Raw genomic sequence first — 16,123 nt, forward strand, 5'->3', positions numbered from 1 at the left:
CATGCCGACGCCGATTATTTTGGCCATTGATGAAGGAACCACCAACGCCAAAGCCATTGCGGTGGATGCTGCTGGGCAAATTCTGGCGAAAGCCTCGGTGCCGCTGCTGTTGGAGCATCCAAGGCCCGGCTGGGCGGAGCAAGATCCGCTGGCTATCTGGCAGGCAGTTTCTTTAGCCATAGAAGGCTGTTTGAGCCAGTTAGCAGCGGGGCGGGTTGCCGGTATTGCTATCAGTAATCAACGCGAATCGGTGCTTATCTGGGAGCGAGAGACAGGAATACCACTGACTCGAGTGGTCAGTTGGCAGTGTCGGCGCTCGGAGGCGTTCTGCCAGACGCTGAGTCAGTTACCGGAAGCGGCGATGATAGCCGAACGTACCGGATTGCAGATTGATCCCTTATTCCCAGCAGCTAAAGTTCACGGCATGTTGGCGGAAATTCCGCAGGGTGTCGAGCGCGCGGCCCACGGCGAATTGTGTGTTGGTACTATCGATTGCTGGCTCACCTGGCAGCTCAGTGGCGGCCAAAGTTTCTCGACTGATTTTTCCAATGCTGCCCGAACGCAACTGTTTAATATTCATTCTGGTCAATGGGATCCAGACCTGTTGGCGCTATTCGGCATTCCCAGCCTTTGTCTGCCCGCGGTTTTACCTTCGGCGGCTGTCCACGGGCACACCGGCAATATTGGTATCACTGGCTTGAGTCAGGGGATACCGATTGTGGCGCAAATTGGTGATTCGCATGCTGCGCTCTATGGGCAGGGCGGTGACCGTGCTGGCGAAATCAAAGCCACCTACGGTACCGGTTCATCTTTGATGACCACTCTGAAACAAGCCAGTGTGCAGAGTCACGGCTTAAGCACCACGATTGCCTGGCATGACGGTGAATTACGTTACGCCCTTGAAGGCAATATCACTCATACCGGCTCCGGTGTGGCGTGGGTTTCGCGCATGTTGGGGGTGACTGACTTAGCTCGCCTGACTGAAATGGCGCAAAGCCAGCCAGGTAATCAAGGCGTCTATTTTGTCCCGGCATTATCAGGTTTGGGGGCACCCTATTGGGACAGTCAAACTCGCGGTTTGTTCTGCGGCCTTACTGATGCAACTACCCCCGCAATTCTGGCCCGTGCCGGGTTGGAGTCTGTCGCCTACCAAATAGCAGATGTCTTTTTTGCCATGGAGCGGGCCGGTCATCATCGCCTTGAGCGACTGCGGGTTGATGGTGGCGCAACCAGTAACCGCTGGTTGATGCAATTTCAGGCCGATTTGTTGCAGCGCACCCTGATACGCAACCATACCGCAGAAGTGTCGGCATTGGGGGCGGCATATTTAGGCGGGAAAACCTTGGGTTGGTGGCAGGATAGCCAGCAACTGGCGGCACTCCCCCGTGAAGTGGAATACATCGAACCGCGTGCTCAAAGTGCGGAGATGCAAGATAACTATAGCCTCTGGCAAACGGCCATCGCGCGTGCGCGTTTTCAGCCGAAATAACCCAAACCAGGAGTAAGCATATGTCAGCAATACCTCGTAAGTTAACTTTCGCGGTGATTATCGGCAACCGGGGTTTCTTCCCTGGTTATTTGGTTGCAGATGCACGCCGCGATGCCCAGGCACTGTTTGACCGCTTGGGGATCAACATCATCATGCTGAATGAAGAGCAAACGCCGCTGGGTGGGGTGGAAAACTGGCGCGATGCCAAAGTGTGTGCCGAATTATTCCGTAAACATAGTGAAGAAATTCATGGTGTGGTGGTCATTCTGCCTAACTTTGGCGATGAAAAAAGTGTCTCCGATGCCATTCGTCTCTCTGGCCTTAAAGTGCCGGTACTGGTGCAAGCAGAAGAAGATGCACTGGATAAAATGGGGCTGGCGACACGGCGTGACAGCTTCTGCGGTAAAATCTCGCTCTGCAACAACCTGCGCCAATATGGCATTCCCTTCACATTGACCCAGCAACATGTTTGCAGCTTAAACAGTGACATATTCAGTCGTGACGTAGAGCAGTTTGTACAACTGTGCCGTGTGGTACATGCTATGAAACGCGTCAGAGTTGGGGCTATTGGCGCGCGCCCAACTAACTTTAATACCGTACGTTACAGTGAAAAGTTATTAGAGAATTTGGGAATTACCGTTGAGACCCTTGATCTCTCAGAAGTATTTTTCCGCGTAGCTAACCTCAGTGACAATGATATCCGTGTCGGTGAAAAACTGGCGTTATTGAAAGCCAATGGTGATACCAGTGCTATTCCACAAGAAAAATTGCACAAAATGGCAAAACTGTTTGTGGTTATCAGTGAGTGGATTATTGCCAATGATATTGATACCACCGCCATGCAGTGTTGGACTTCATTACAACAGAATCTGGGAATTAACGTCTGCTCCATTATGAGTGTGATGTCCGGGCAATTAATGCCAAGTGCCTGTGAAGTGGATGTGATGGGCGCATTATCGATGTATGCCCTGGCAAGTTGTTCGTTGGCACCGGCTTCGATTGCTGACTGGAATAATAACTTTGGCGAAGAACGTGATAAATGCGTGCTATTCCATTGCGGCAACTTTGCCAGTGAAAGTTTAGAAAGCTCAACTATGGGCACTGCGGATATTATCGGAACAACAGTGGGTTGTGAGAATACCTGTGGCGCGGTTCATGGCCGCATGAAATCCGGCCCATTGACCTATTTCCGCCTCTCATCAGACGATTTCACCGGGCAGGTGCGAGCCTATGTGGGTGAAGGGCGTTCAGTCAGTGATGAGTTGGATACCGTTGGGTGCCGCGCAGTTGTAGAAGTGCCGCAACTGGAAAGTTTACTCACACATATCTGTAATAATGGTTTCGAGCACCATGTGGCGATGAACCATTCGGCTACAGCTAAAGTGCTGCAAGAAGCATTCAGTAAATATCTGGGTGTTGACTGCTATTGGCATGCAAAATAGCGTGTTGGCGTTAAGTGCTTAAATTATGCCGCACCAGGGACGGCGCGGTTAAATCCAAGGCTTCAGTAAACCTATGGCTTCAAGTAAACCTATGGCTACAGTAATGTCTCGGCGGTAATTCTGTCAGTAATCAATACATCAATATAGTTACCTGTCAGCGCGCCACGAATGGCGGCACTTTTCCCTACCCCTCCGGCCAGTGCGACGACTCGCGGGCAAGCCCGTAATTGTGGCAAAGACATACCAATCACCGGATCTTCTTCGTCACTAAGTACTGCGTTCCCCGCAGCATCAAAATAATGCAGACACAAATCCCCCACGGCACCGCGATCAGCCAGTAATTTAAGCATCTCTTCGTGGTAATAGTTACCGGAGTTTTTCAATAGCTGGGATGGCTCGAGATCGCCAATCCCAACTAACGCCAGATCAACTTCAGCAAATTTATTCACCACATCAGCGACTTCGCCACTTGATATCAGGCGGGTGCGATCTTCAGTCGAGCGCTCGATACTTTGTGCGGGCAGTAAATAAGCTGGGCAATTCAAAATATTAGCCAGAGCCTGGGTTAACAATGTGGCTTGCACATTGCCGTTGGGGCCAACTCCGCCCAATAATTGAATGACGCCGCTGGTTTTGATGTTAAGCGGATGAAGGTTATCAACCATTGCCCGAATTGTGCTGCTCCACGAAGAAATACCCACCATATCGTTTGGGCGAATACTGGTTTGCATATAGTGGGCTGCGGCAGAACCGATAGCTTGTTTTATCTGAGCAGAGCTGGCGTCATCGGCGATATCGACCACGATGGCCTGGTCGATACCATAGTGTTTTTGAATGCGCGATTCGATACCAATAAACATGTTAGGGGGCTGGATGACGCTGATTTTAACCACCCCTTCTTTAACGCAACGGGTAATCGCTCGGGAAACAAATGACTGGGATAAATGCAGGCTGTCGGCAATTTCTGATTGCTTCATACCTTCGGTGTAATACAGCGTGGCTATTTTTACCAATAACCGCTGTTCATCTTGTCTCGACATTGCTCTACCCCGCTAAATACCTCATGCCGGTATTTTTATTCAAAGCCGAATAAATAACAAGCAGTACCCATTTCAACTCTTTTTAATCAATATTTAGCAAAGTACCTATAGAGCAAAGCCATAGGTATTAAAGTTCCTATGCCTGCCACCATTGGGACTATTGCTGCTGAGGCTCATCTTCCGATGAGCTTTCTACCGATTCTTTTTCTGCTTCAGCTTGATCAGGCGGGGGCATGATGTCGTGAATCAATTGTTCATCAAAGCTGGGATTAAGTGCAGGGGAGAGTGGAGAACTGACCAAACTGTCAGGTATAGCCATATGTGGCACCGGAGCATCGTTAACAAATTCGTCTTGATCCTGTTTAACTGTTCTGCTGAATGCTATCAAACTTAAGCCGCAGAGTGAGAAAAACGCATACAGAATATTGCCACCCAGAGGAGCAATCAGCGCGCCCACGGCGAGTGGCCCGATACTGGCACCCACACCGAATGACATCAGTAAACATGCCGCTAAAGAGACTCGCCGTTCCGGCGCAATCAGGTCATTGGCTAGTGCAACGACCAACGGATAAAGCGTGAACTGCAACATGCTAACGATAAAACCTAAACCCAATAAAAAATGGAACGAGATATGCGGCACCAGCGCAAGCGGCAGTGCTGTTAAGGCCAGTAATAATGCATTAATACGCAGCAGGAGTGTGCGGTTATAGCGGTCGGACAGCCAACTGAGTGGAAGCTGGGCGACCAATCCGGCAAAGATAGATAATGCCATGAACAGGCCGGTTTCTTGAGTGGAAAGTGATTGCAAGCTGGCATAAACCGGTGCCAGACCATAAAACGAGCCGACAATCATGCCGATAACTAATGTCGAGGCCAGTATTTTGGGAATGGAGTTGATAAAGAATTTCAGTTCCATAGGAGCCGGTGACATTTGCTGAGCATTACTGCGAGTGGTCAGGGCTACAGGGACCAAACACAGAGCAAAAAACAGAGCAATAATCATGAGAGTGCTTAAACCCAGCTCAGGTTGAAGCATCAACACGACTTGGCCTAATGCCATACCAGCATAAGTTGCCGCCATATAAAAGCCAAACACCGTACCGCGCTGGCTAGACTCTGCTTGATCATTTAGCCAACTTTCTAACACCATAAACTGGCACATCATGCAGAGGCCAATAATCAAGCGTAGAACTACCCACGCAGGGATATATTCAGTAAGGCCATGACTTAACACCGCAGCTGTAATAATGCCGGCACAGGCCACGTAGGCACGGATATGGCCTACTCGAGCTATCAGGAAGTGGCCGACCTTGCCTCCAATCACCAAACCAATATAGTTTGCAGCAATGATTGCCCCGATTAATGCACCGGAAACATGGATAGCAGTTAACCGTAACGAAATATAAGTGGTCAGTAAACCTGATCCTAATAACATCAGCACCGTTGCGCTATAGAGTGGGAAGAAGGCGTTGAGAATTTTTTTCACTGTCACGTCCTAAGTTCATCATGCCGGTAAATTACCGGTACTTCAGATGTCGCCAGTCGCATCTTCTTTATTTTGATACTAACAGCTGAGTCCCTGAGGTAAAGCTTTGTACGGCAATGTGCTTTTTTTTCATGACACCTTGCGAGACGTTTCGCATAACGAACAGCTGTTGTCGTTACGGCCCAAAGAAGTGCTACTATCGGCAGCGGCAGACTTCATTCGAGTAGGGGCAATAATGCGCGAAGAACAATTACGTCAGCTTAGTACTGCAGTCGGTCATAAACTTAAAGATCGTGGTGCCTGGGTTACTTGTGCCGAGTCATGTACAGGTGGTTGGGTAGCTAAAGCCCTGACAGATATTGCGGGCAGCTCGGCCTATTTTGACCGTGGTTTTGTCACATACAGCAATGCGGCAAAACATGATTTACTGGGTGTAAAAGAAAGTACTTTGGCCGGGCATGGCGCTGTGAGTGACGCTGTCGTTCGGGAAATGGCATTGGGTGCATTGCGAGCGGCTAATGCGGACTTTGCGGTATCGATAAGCGGAGTTGCCGGGCCTGATGGCGGCACAACAGAGAAACCGGTGGGTACCGTGTGGTTTGCTTTTGCTACACGCGACGGTGAGGTTAGTGCGACAAAAAAACTTTTTCCCGGCGATCGTGATGAGGTCAGGCTGCAAGCTGCTGTTTTCGCACTACAAACACTTCTAGATGATTTTCTATAAAATTAGTCTTGATACTGTATGATTGTACAGTATAATTAGTGGTAATTTCTTGTACAAACAACATTCAGTGGTGATGACGGGGCAACCCGGCATCCCAGAGAGGGAGTAAAAATGGCTATTGATGAGAATAAACAAAAGGCGTTAGCAGCAGCACTGGGCCAAATTGAAAAACAATTCGGCAAAGGTTCTATCATGCGCCTTGGCGAAGACCGCTCAATGGATGTTGAAACCATCTCTACTGGTTCTCTTTCTCTTGATATCGCATTGGGGGCGGGTGGCCTGCCAATGGGGCGTATTGTTGAGATTTATGGCCCTGAATCGTCCGGTAAGACAACACTGACCTTACAGGTTATTGCTGCCGCACAACGCGAAGGTAAAACCTGCGCCTTTATCGATGCAGAGCATGCTCTTGACCCTATTTACGCTAAAAAACTAGGCGTAGATATTGATAACCTGCTGTGTTCTCAGCCAGATACCGGCGAGCAAGCACTGGAAATCTGTGATGCGCTGACTCGTTCGGGCGCAGTTGATGTCATCATCGTTGACTCCGTCGCTGCATTAACACCAAAAGCTGAAATTGAAGGTGAAATTGGTGACTCTCACATGGGCCTGGCAGCTCGTATGATGAGCCAGGCCATGCGTAAACTGGCGGGTAACCTGAAAAATGCTAATACCCTGTTAATCTTCATCAACCAGATCCGTATGAAAATCGGCGTTATGTTTGGTAACCCTGAAACTACGACGGGTGGTAATGCCCTGAAATTTTATGCATCCGTACGTTTGGATATCCGCCGTATTGGTGCAGTAAAAGAAGGTGATGTGGTTGTTGGTAGCGAGACACGCGTTAAAGTGGTGAAAAACAAAATCGCAGCGCCATTTAAACAAGCCGAATTCCAGATCCTGTATGGTGAAGGTATCAATATTAACGGTGAGCTCGTTGATTTAGGCGTTAAGCATAAACTGATTGAGAAAGCCGGTGCATGGTATAGCTACAACGGTGACAAGATTGGTCAGGGTAAAGCGAATGCCAGTAACTACTTAAAAGAAAACCCAGCAGTTGCCGCTGAGTTGGATAAAAAATTGCGTGAAATGCTTCTTAATGGTGGCAATGGTGAGCAGCCTGTAGCAACAGCCGCATTTGCTGATGAAGCAGATGAAACCAGCGAAGAGTTTTAATTTGTAAGGTCATCGACCGGGTTAGCAAATTAAGCAATTAGCAAACGGCTCACTTAATCAGTGGGCCGTTTTAGTTAATGATGATGTACATAAGTGCTTCAAGTTATACCTACACCCAAAGTAATTGGGTTACAGCAAGGCAGCAAACGAATGAGTCCCGATGAGCTGACATCAGTCAGTGATTCGGTTGACAAATCTGCTGGGAGCCGATTTGAACGCTGCTTGCAGCGGCCTCACAGAGGCGAGGCTCATGGATGGGCCGAGTAACGAGCGCAGCTAACACGGCTATAGCTTCAAGAAAGAAGGGGATTACCCAAAGTAATTGGAGTTGCAGCAAGGCAGCAAACGAATGAGTCCTGATGAGCTGACATCAGTCAGTGATTCGGGTGAAAGAGCGCAGCTAACACGGCTGCAGCTTCAAGTAATAAGGGTAATTATGAATGACCTACTGAGTCGTGCTATGAGACTCCTCTCTCAACGTGACCATAGTGAATCAGAACTGCGCCGCAAGCTTGCATCTCAACCATTCTCGGCAAAAGGCCATTGGGGGAAACAAACAGGCCGTAGTGATAACGAACCCGTTGCAGATATCGATCCGAAAGTTATTGAGCAAGTGATTGCTTATTGTTACCAGCATAATTGGTTGGATGATGCCCGCTTTGCTACCAGCTATATCAATAGCCGTAGTCGTAAAGGATATGGCGCACAGCGTATTCGTTCTGAATTGATGCAAAAGGGTGTCGATAAAGAGCTCATTCAAGCTGCTTTTGAAATCAGTGAAATAAATTGGTGTTTGTTGGCAAAAGAAGTCGCGCAACGCAAATTTAGTGAAATTTTACCGATTGAATGGAAAGAGAAGGTCAAAGTTCAGCGCTATCTCCTGTATCGTGGTTTCTTCCAGGAGGAAATTCAGTCGATTTACAATGATTTTGTTGAATGAATGCACACAGGATTTTACTTCCCCGCGAAGAAAATTTATCTTAGTCCCACTTTTTGTTCGTGAGCTTACCCATTGTGTTGCCTTTTATCGTTACACAATCTGCTCGCGAGCTTATTCTTTTAGCTTGTTTCCGGGACAATTATGAGCAAGAGCACCGCTGAGATTCGTCAAGCGTTTCTCGATTTCTTCCATAGCAAGGGACATCAGGTTGTATCAAGCAGCTCTTTGGTCCCTAATAATGACCCTACGCTGTTGTTTACCAATGCCGGGATGAACCAGTTTAAGGATGTCTTCTTAGGTTTGGATAAACGGGCATACTCCCGTGCGACGACCTCTCAGCGCTGCGTGCGAGCAGGTGGTAAGCATAATGACCTTGAGAACGTAGGCTATACCGCACGCCATCATACTTTCTTCGAAATGTTAGGTAATTTTAGCTTCGGCGATTACTTCAAACATGATGCCATCAGTTTTGCTTGGGAGTTATTAACTGGCGAGCAGTGGTTTAATCTACCGAAAGAAAAACTGTGGGTAACTGTTTACGAAACCGATGACGAGGCTTATGAAATCTGGGCCAATGATATTGGCATCCCTCGTGAGCGTATTATTCGCATTGGTGATAACAAAGGCAGTGCCTTTGCATCAGATAACTTCTGGCAAATGGGTGATACAGGCCCTTGTGGCCCATGTACAGAGATTTTCTTTGACCACGGCGACCATATTTGGGGCGGCCCTCCAGGCTCGGCAGAAGAGGACGGCGATCGTTATATTGAGATCTGGAATATCGTCTTCATGCAGTTCAACCGCCAGTCTGATGGCACGATGCTGCCATTGCCTAAGCCATCGGTTGATACCGGCATGGGGCTTGAGCGTATTGCTGCGGTTTTACAACATGTTAACTCGAACTATGAGATTGACCTGTTCCGCGATTTGATTAAAGCGGTAGCGGAAGTTACCGGTGCGACTGATCTTTCTAGCAAGTCGCTACGAGTTATTGCTGACCATATTCGCTCTTGTGCTTTCCTTATCTCTGATGGTGTTATTCCGTCGAATGAAAACCGTGGTTATGTTCTGCGTCGTATCATTCGTCGTGCTATCCGTCATGGCAACATGCTGGGCGCGAAAGAGACTTTCTTCTACAAATTGGTCGCTCCACTGATTGCTGTTATGGGGCCAGCTGCCGATGAGTTGAAACAACAACAGGCAATGGTTGAGCAGGTTCTGAAAACTGAAGAAGAACAGTTTGCGCGTACATTAGAGCGCGGCTTAGCTCTGTTGGATGAAGAGCTCAGTAAATTGACCGGTGATACCCTCGATGGTGAGACAGCTTTCCGCTTGTACGACACCTACGGCTTCCCGGTTGATTTAACCGCAGATGTCTGCCGTGAACGTAATCTGAAAGTGGATGAGGCCGGTTTCGAGCAAGCAATGGAAGCTCAACGCCGTCGTGCGCGGGAATCCAGCGGCTTTGGTGCCGATTATAACAACTTAATCCGTGTTGATAGTGCAAGCCAGTTCTCTGGCTATGACCATGTTCATCAGCAGGCCACAGTGACTGCATTGTTCCGCAATGGCGAAGCTGTTGATGAAATTCATGAAGGTGAGGAAGCGGTTGTTGTCCTCAATCAAACGCCATTCTACGGTGAGTCTGGCGGCCAGGTTGGCGATACAGGCGAGCTGAAAAATGCGACTGCAACCTTTGCAGTGGCTGACACTCAGAAATATGGTCAGGCTATTGGTCATTTAGGGCAATTAACCCATGGAACATTGCGGGTTAATCACAGTATTGATGCTCAGGTTGATGTCGCACGACGTAACCGTATTCGCTTGAATCATTCCGCAACTCATTTATTACATGCAGCACTACGTAAGACACTGGGCGACCATGTTGCTCAGAAAGGCTCATTAGTGAATGATAAATACCTGCGTTTCGATTTCTCTCATTTTGAAGCAATGAAACCGGAACAGATTCGTCTGGTAGAAGATATGGTTAACGAGCAAATTCGCCGTAATATGCCAGTCCAAACTGAAGTGATGGAATTGGATGCGGCGAAAGAAAAAGGTGCTATGGCCCTGTTCGGCGAGAAATATGACGACCAGGTACGAGTCTTGACCATGGGTGATTTCTCAACCGAGCTATGTGGTGGTATTCATGCCAGCCGCACTGGTGATATTGGTCTGTTCCGTATTTTATCTGAATCAGGTACCGCAGCTGGGATTCGACGTATTGAAGCGGTAACTGGCGAGGGCGCTATTGCGCTATTGCATCGGCAGAGTGACCTGCTACAGGATGTTGCTCACTTGGTGAAAGGTGATACCAATAATCTGGCTGATAAAGTCCGTGCGGTGCTGGATCGCAGTAAAATGCTGGAGCGTGAACTTCAGCAGTTGAAAGATCAGCAAGCGGCTCAGGAAAGTGCCTCATTATCCTCCAATGCGAAATTGGTCAATGGTGTGAAACTTTTAGTTAGCCAGTTGGATAATGTTGAGCCAAAAATGTTACGTACCATGGTTGATGATCTTAAAAATCAACTGGGCTCCGCTATTATTGTGCTGGCGACGACCGCAGATGATAAGGTCAGTCTAATTGTTGGCGTAACTAAAGACCTGACAAGTAAAGTCAAAGCGGGTGAATTAATCGCTGATATTGCTCAACAGGTCGGTGGTAAAGGCGGTGGACGCCCGGATATGGCTCAGGCAGGCGGTACTAATGTGCAGGCATTGCCATCGGCACTAGCTAGTGTTGAAGCGTGGGTGGCATCCCGTTTATAAGTCAGTAATGACCCCTTAAATCAATGCGCCATATCTCTATGTTGGGTATGGCGTTTTTCAGTTTTCCTGTCATAGTTCGAAAACAAAGTTAAACGCAAAGTTATTTGCTTCAGCTAAACTTGTATTAGTTAGAGACTTGACCAAGCTACTTACATTTAATGTGAATGTGATAGCTTACGTTTTCACGGTGTATGATGGATAATGGCGGGGAAACTGAGAGACCCGACTCTTTTAATTTTTCAAGGAGCAAAGAATGCTTATTCTGACTCGTCGAGTTGGTGAAACACTCATGATTGGCGATGAGGTTACGGTTACTGTATTAGGAGTTAAAGGCAACCAGGTTCGAATTGGTGTAAATGCTCCGAAAGAGGTTTCTGTTCACCGTGAAGAAATCTACCAGCGCATCCAAGCAGAAAAGTCTCAACCGACGACTTACTGATTTTGAAGAAGCGTCTCGTGTTACACGAGGCGCTACTGCTGCTTATCCCTTCGTATTTCACTATTCATTTCCTTTTTGTTTTCTTATTCTGGTAATAATTTTCTGTTCGCGGCCAATTTAACGGGGTGGGTAGGATAATTTCATTTTTCTCTCAATTTGATTACACCGCAATAAACAGTATCTTGCCTGTTGATAAAACACTCTTTTTGACGCCAAACTGGTCATGTTGCGTGTGAATTGTGCAAATGAACGCTAGTTGGGAAAAATTGTTTGACTTATAAGTGCGGGAAAGTAATATGTGCGCCACGCAGTGCCGATGAGCTTCTTCAAAAGCAAGTTAGGCACAATTCGAAAGAAGCGTATGGTGAGGTGGCCGAGAGGCTGAAGGCGCTCCCCTGCTAAGGGAGTATACGGTCAAAAGCTGTATCGAGGGTTCGAATCCCTCCCTCACCGCCATTTACTATGCACCCATAGCTCAGCTGGATAGAGTACTCGGCTACGAACCGAGCGGTCGGAAGTTCGAATCTTCCTGGGTGCACCATATTTTGCAGTATGGTGAAATAGTCAAATGAACATCAGGTAGTGTCAAAGAATTAATTGCACCCATAGCTCAGCTGGATAGAGTACTCGGCTACGAACCGAGCGGTCGGAAGTTCGAATCTTCCTGGGTGCACCATCTTTCTAGGTCATCAATCTTGTTGTTAAGTTTCACTCGCTGAAACTCCCCCGTAAAATTAGAAATATAAAACTGCACCCATAGCTCAGCTGGATAGAGTACTCGGCTACGAACCGAGCGGTCGGAAGTTCGAATCTTCCTGGGTGCACCATCTTAAGAAACCTCGCTACGGCGGGGTTTTCTGTTTTTAGATTCTACAAATACGCAGAACCGAGCGGTCGGAAGTTCGAGCCGAGCGTAGCGAGACAACGTTGCTTTAGCAACGGCCCGCAGGGCGAGGCGTTAGCCGAGTCATCTTCCTGGGTGCACCATCTTAAGAAACCTCGCTACGGCGGGGTTTTCTGCTTTTAAGCCTCGCTCTACTCAGCGATTAGCATGTTTTAACCCTCTCATCTTAGTACACCTATCAATGCATTGATTTTTACGATGCATAACAGCGCTATTTCCTATTGTGAATGATATTTTATTTAATTAATTCAATTGATTATACAGTGAGCGACAATTTAGTTAGTTTGCGATAAAGTAGCTTTTCATTTCTCCTTGGTCGTGGAGCCACGATGTACGAGCGCTATGAAGGCCTGATTTTTGATATGGATGGCACCATCCTGGATACTGAGCCCACGCATCGGCAGGCATGGCGACAGGTTCTGACACCTTATGGCATGGCATTTGATGAGCAGGCATTAGTGGCTTTGAATGGGGCTCCAACGTGGAAAATTGCCCGCGTAATCATTGAAAATAATCAATCGGACTTAGATCCCCATGTATTGGCCGCTGAGAAAACAACACTGTTTAAATCACTGCTACTGGACAATGTGAAGCCTCTGCCGCTCATAGACGTGGTTAAAGCCTATTATGGGCGTAAACCTATGGCTGTCGGCACTGGAAGCGAACACGCCATGGCAGAGCTGCTTTTACGCCATTTAGGCTTACGTGACTATTTTGATGTTATTGTCGGTGCCGACGATGTCACCCAACATAAGCCAGAGCCAGAAACATTCTTGCGCTGCGCACAGCTATTAGGTGTGCCACCAGAGAAGTGTGTGGTTTTTGAAGATGCTGATTTTGGTATTGAGGCGGCAAAAAGGGCGAATATGGCAATAGTTGATGTGCGTCTACTGTGAGTAGTACGCTAGCTGTTGCTTCATTATTTGGGAGTAGCTTTCTCAGCGCGACACTCTTACCCGGAAATTCTGAAATTCTATTAGTCACCCTCTTAACGGCAAGTAGTGCGCCGGCCATGATGCTGGTGCTGTCTGCCACTGTCGGAAATACCCTTGGGGGGCTAACGAACGTTGTTATAGGCCGTTTATTACCGGAACTAAAACCACAACGTGGGATGAGTACAGCTCTTGGCTGGCTTCAACGTTTTGGCCCAGCAGCTCTGTTACTAAGCTGGCTACCGGTAGTGGGCGATTTGATGTGTGTGTTGGCAGGCTGGTTGCGTATGCCTTGGAGTCTTGTGGCTTTTTTTCTGTGTCTGGGGAAAGCATTGCGTTATATCGTATTAACGGTAATTACGTTACAAGGAATTGCCTGGTGGCAGTAAAGAATGTGACAAACTTACGTAGTCACATCTATGCAGTTTCAGTATGCTGACGAGTTATGGTTTTCAAGAGCGGGAGGTCGATTTGATCCCGGATGTATCACACGCGCTAACTTGGTTGGAAGCGCACCCTAAAGCCCTGAAAGGTATCCGCCGCGGTATCGAGCGGGAAACATTGAGAGTAACTGCCGATGGTCAATTAGCCTCGACAGGCCACCCAGAGTCATTGGGTGCAGCGCTGACACATCAATGGATTACCACCGACTTTGCTGAGGCATTGCTGGAATTTATTACTCCAGTAGATGGCGATATTGACCATTTGCTGACTTTTTTGCGTGATATTCACCGCTATACCGCACGCAAACTCGGTGATGAGCGTATGTGGCCACTTAGCATGCCTTGCTTTATTGGTGCAGAGCAGGATATTGAGCTCGCTAAATATGGCTCTTCTAACATTGGTCGTTTCAAGACTCTTTATCGTGAGGGTTTAAAAAACCGTTACGGTGCCTTGATGCAAACTATTTCCGGCGTGCACTATAACTTCTCTTTGCCGCTGGAATTTTGGCAAGCGTGGGCGGGTGTTACCGATGAAAAAAGCGGCAAGGAAGAGATTTCAGCGGGATATTTCCGCTTGATACGTAACTATTATCGCTTTGGCTGGGTCATTCCTTATCTGTTTGGTGCGTCACCGGCCATTTGTGCATCATTCCTGCAAGGGCGTGAAACGGCATTACCGTTCGAGCGCAATGATAAAGGGATGTGTTACCTGCCGTATGCCACCTCATTACGCCTGAGTGATTTGGGTTATACCAATAAATCACAAAGCAATTTAGGGATTACGTTTAATGACCTGCATACCTATGTTGCTGGGCTGAAGCGCGCAATTCAAACGCCATCAGAAGAATATGCGGCATTGGGACTAAAAGACGGTGATCGTCATCTGCAACTGAACACCAATGTGTTACAGATTGAAAATGAACTCTATGCTCCGATTCGACCTAAGCGGGTTACCCGTGCTGGCGAATCGCCATCTGATGCATTATTGCGCGGCGGTATTGAATATATTGAAGTCCGTTCCTTGGATATTAATCCATTCTCACCTATTGGTGTGGATGCGGTACAAGCGCGCTTCCTTGATCTGTTCTTGATTTGGTGTGTACTGGCAGATGCGCCTGAAATGAGCAGCGATGAACTGCTGTGCACCCGTAAAAACTGGAATCGGGTTATTTTGGAAGGGCGTAAACCGGGGCAGACTATCGGGATGGGATGTAATGACACCCGTGAGCCGCTGGAAAAGGTGGGTAAAGACCTGTTTACTGACCTGCGCCGGGTTGCAGAAGTCTTGGATGGTAAAGATAGCACCGAATACCAACAGGTTTGTGATGAACTTGTCGCATCCTTTGATGATCCGAGCCTGACGTTCTCTGCACGTATTTTGCAAGCGATGAAAGAAGGAGGTATTGGTGGTGTTGGCCTTGAGTTAGCGGAGCGCTACAGGGAAATGCTGCAAAATGAACCGTTGGAATTGCTAACTGAAGAGCAATTATCCGAAGAGGGTGCAGCTTCTTGGGTGCGTCAACGTGAGCTGGAACTCAAAGATAAGCTAAGCTTTGAAGAGTATTTGGCACTACACGGCGGCCAATAAAAAGAAAAGGCCACATTGCTGTGGCCAAATTAACATCTCTGATAACAGGGATGATGATAACAAATGCGCGTCTTTCACATATTAAGACGTGCGGGATACCAAAAAGTTTCATGAGTTGCGAAAAAAAGATCGAATAAAAATTATTTTTTTATGAGGAGGTAACTAAATGCCATTATTGGATAGCTTTACCGTAGACCATACCATTATGAAAGCTCCGGCTGTACGCGTTGCTAAGACGATGAAAACCCCTCATGGCGACGAGATAACGGTATTCGATTTACGTTTCTGTGTGCCAAATAAAGAAGTGATGCCAGAACGAGGGATTCATACACTTGAGCACTTGTTTGCTGGTTTTATGCGTAACCACCTCAATGGTAATGGCGTGGAGATTATCGATATATCCCCAATGGGATGCCGTACCGGTTTCTATATGAGCCTGATTGGTACGCCAGATGAGCAACGCGTTGCTGATGCCTGGAAAGCGGCAATGGCTGATGTATTGAAAGTGACCGACCAGCGAAAAATTCCTGAATTGAACGAATATCAGTGTGGTACTTATCATATGCATTCGCTGGAAGAGGCGCAGGAGATTGCCAAAGGGATTATCGACCGCGGCGTGCGTATCAATCACAACGAAGAACTGGCATTGCCGAAAGAAAAACTGACTGAATTACATATCTAGTTTTCAGTTGTCGATTTTTATGCTCGGTAGATAAATGCAAAAAAGACGCTGAAAAGGCGTCTTTTTTAT

Annotated in this window: 13 protein-coding genes, 4 tRNA genes and 1 other RNA gene; 16 read left to right on the top strand and 2 right to left on the bottom strand. The window is 47.6% G+C overall.

The genetic code is table 11. The features are described 5' to 3' along the window. Window position 1 precedes the first annotated feature (1 nt). Window positions 2–1,489, top strand: coding sequence for an FGGY family carbohydrate kinase (locus FGL26_RS20205; RefSeq protein WP_005167411.1), 1,488 nt, complete (start codon window positions 2–4; stop codon window positions 1,487–1,489). Between the two features lie 20 nt (window positions 1,490–1,509). Continuing rightward, window positions 1,510–2,931 (top strand): L-fucose/L-arabinose isomerase family protein, encoded by a 1,422-nt coding sequence (locus FGL26_RS20210; protein ID WP_005167413.1) that lies wholly within the window; start codon window positions 1,510–1,512, stop codon window positions 2,929–2,931. A 95-nt stretch (window positions 2,932–3,026) separates the two neighbouring features. Here FGL26_RS20210 and FGL26_RS20215 read toward each other — a convergent pair whose 3' ends face one another. Both FGL26_RS20215 and FGL26_RS20220 read right to left on the bottom strand, forming a co-directional pair. Continuing rightward, entirely contained in the window at window positions 3,027–3,971 is a 945-nt protein-coding gene (locus tag FGL26_RS20215) for a sugar-binding transcriptional regulator (protein ID WP_005167415.1), read from the bottom strand. A 157-nt stretch (window positions 3,972–4,128) separates the two neighbouring features. Next, window positions 4,129–5,457 carry an MFS transporter gene (locus tag FGL26_RS20220; protein ID WP_005167417.1) on the bottom strand — a complete coding sequence of 443 codons (1,329 nt, stop codon included), beginning with the start codon at window positions 5,455–5,457 and terminating at the stop codon, window positions 4,129–4,131. A gap of 235 nt (window positions 5,458–5,692) precedes the next feature. Here FGL26_RS20220 and pncC point away from each other — a divergent pair, with 235 nt between their 5' ends. The 14 genes from pncC (at window position 5,693) to luxS (ending at window position 16,054) form a co-directional block, all read left to right on the top strand. Next, a complete protein-coding gene (pncC, locus tag FGL26_RS20225; RefSeq protein ID WP_005167419.1) occupies window positions 5,693–6,181 on the top strand; it encodes a nicotinamide-nucleotide amidase in 489 nt (162 codons plus the stop codon). 111 nt (window positions 6,182–6,292) lie between these two features. Next, complete coding sequence (gene recA, locus FGL26_RS20230; protein ID WP_005166464.1) at window positions 6,293–7,357, top strand: recombinase RecA; 1,065 nt, start codon at window positions 6,293–6,295, stop codon at window positions 7,355–7,357. A 436-nt stretch (window positions 7,358–7,793) separates the two neighbouring features. Beyond that, window positions 7,794–8,297, top strand: coding sequence for a recombination regulator RecX (gene recX / locus FGL26_RS20235; protein WP_005167422.1), 504 nt, complete (start codon window positions 7,794–7,796; stop codon window positions 8,295–8,297). Between the two features lie 141 nt (window positions 8,298–8,438). Continuing rightward, window positions 8,439–11,066, top strand: a complete 2,628-nt coding sequence (gene alaS / locus FGL26_RS20240) for an alanine--tRNA ligase (RefSeq protein WP_005167424.1) — start codon at window positions 8,439–8,441, stop codon at window positions 11,064–11,066. Between the two features lie 253 nt (window positions 11,067–11,319). After that, entirely contained in the window at window positions 11,320–11,505 is a 186-nt protein-coding gene (gene csrA / locus FGL26_RS20245) for a carbon storage regulator CsrA (RefSeq protein WP_002209449.1), read from the top strand. Window positions 11,506–11,868: 363 nt separating this feature from the next. Then, a tRNA-Ser gene (locus tag FGL26_RS20250) sits at window positions 11,869–11,961 on the top strand. Window positions 11,962–11,969: 8 nt separating this feature from the next. After that, window positions 11,970–12,046 (top strand) — tRNA-Arg (locus FGL26_RS20255). A 58-nt stretch (window positions 12,047–12,104) separates the two neighbouring features. Then, window positions 12,105–12,181 (top strand) — tRNA-Arg (locus FGL26_RS20260). 74 nt (window positions 12,182–12,255) lie between these two features. Then, window positions 12,256–12,332 (top strand) — tRNA-Arg (locus FGL26_RS20265). A gap of 40 nt (window positions 12,333–12,372) precedes the next feature. After that, a non-coding RNA gene (locus tag FGL26_RS20270) (RtT sRNA) lies at window positions 12,373–12,492 on the top strand. A gap of 246 nt (window positions 12,493–12,738) precedes the next feature. Then, entirely contained in the window at window positions 12,739–13,305 is a 567-nt protein-coding gene (gene yqaB, locus FGL26_RS20275) for a fructose-1-phosphate/6-phosphogluconate phosphatase (RefSeq protein ID WP_005167426.1), read from the top strand. After that, window positions 13,302–13,730, top strand: coding sequence for a YqaA family protein (locus FGL26_RS20280; protein ID WP_011815644.1), 429 nt, complete (start codon window positions 13,302–13,304; stop codon window positions 13,728–13,730). Before yqaB ends, FGL26_RS20280 begins: the two co-directional genes overlap by 4 nt. 43 nt (window positions 13,731–13,773) lie before the next feature. Further along, a complete protein-coding gene (gshA, locus tag FGL26_RS20285; RefSeq protein WP_013649243.1) occupies window positions 13,774–15,372 on the top strand; it encodes a glutamate--cysteine ligase in 1,599 nt (532 codons plus the stop codon). Window positions 15,373–15,538: 166 nt separating this feature from the next. Continuing rightward, entirely contained in the window at window positions 15,539–16,054 is a 516-nt protein-coding gene (luxS, locus tag FGL26_RS20290) for an S-ribosylhomocysteine lyase (protein ID WP_004877244.1), read from the top strand. Window positions 16,055–16,123 lie beyond the last annotated feature (69 nt).

Origin of the sequence: Yersinia enterocolitica subsp. enterocolitica, from assembly GCF_901472495.1 — a bacterium.
Lineage (GTDB): Bacteria > Pseudomonadota > Gammaproteobacteria > Enterobacterales > Enterobacteriaceae > Yersinia > Yersinia enterocolitica.

Bases quoted from the DNA above. Each gene is read 5' to 3' on its own strand.
- FGL26_RS20205 (WP_005167411.1), top strand. From the start codon at position 2: ATGCCGACGCCGATTATTTTGGCCATTGATGAAGGAACCACCAACGCC.
- FGL26_RS20210 (WP_005167413.1), top strand. From the start codon at position 1,510: ATGTCAGCAATACCTCGTAAGTTAACTTTCGCGGTGATTATCGGCAAC.
- FGL26_RS20215 (WP_005167415.1), bottom strand. From the start codon at position 3,971: ATGTCGAGACAAGATGAACAGCGGTTATTGGTAAAAATAGCCACGCTG.
- pncC (WP_005167419.1), top strand. From the start codon at position 5,693: ATGCGCGAAGAACAATTACGTCAGCTTAGTACTGCAGTCGGTCATAAA.
- recA (WP_005166464.1), top strand. From the start codon at position 6,293: ATGGCTATTGATGAGAATAAACAAAAGGCGTTAGCAGCAGCACTGGGC.
- recX (WP_005167422.1), top strand. From the start codon at position 7,794: ATGAATGACCTACTGAGTCGTGCTATGAGACTCCTCTCTCAACGTGAC.
- alaS (WP_005167424.1), top strand. From the start codon at position 8,439: ATGAGCAAGAGCACCGCTGAGATTCGTCAAGCGTTTCTCGATTTCTTC.
- csrA (WP_002209449.1), top strand. From the start codon at position 11,320: ATGCTTATTCTGACTCGTCGAGTTGGTGAAACACTCATGATTGGCGAT.
- yqaB (WP_005167426.1), top strand. From the start codon at position 12,739: ATGTACGAGCGCTATGAAGGCCTGATTTTTGATATGGATGGCACCATC.
- gshA (WP_013649243.1), top strand. From the start codon at position 13,774: ATGCTGACGAGTTATGGTTTTCAAGAGCGGGAGGTCGATTTGATCCCG.
- luxS (WP_004877244.1), top strand. From the start codon at position 15,539: ATGCCATTATTGGATAGCTTTACCGTAGACCATACCATTATGAAAGCT.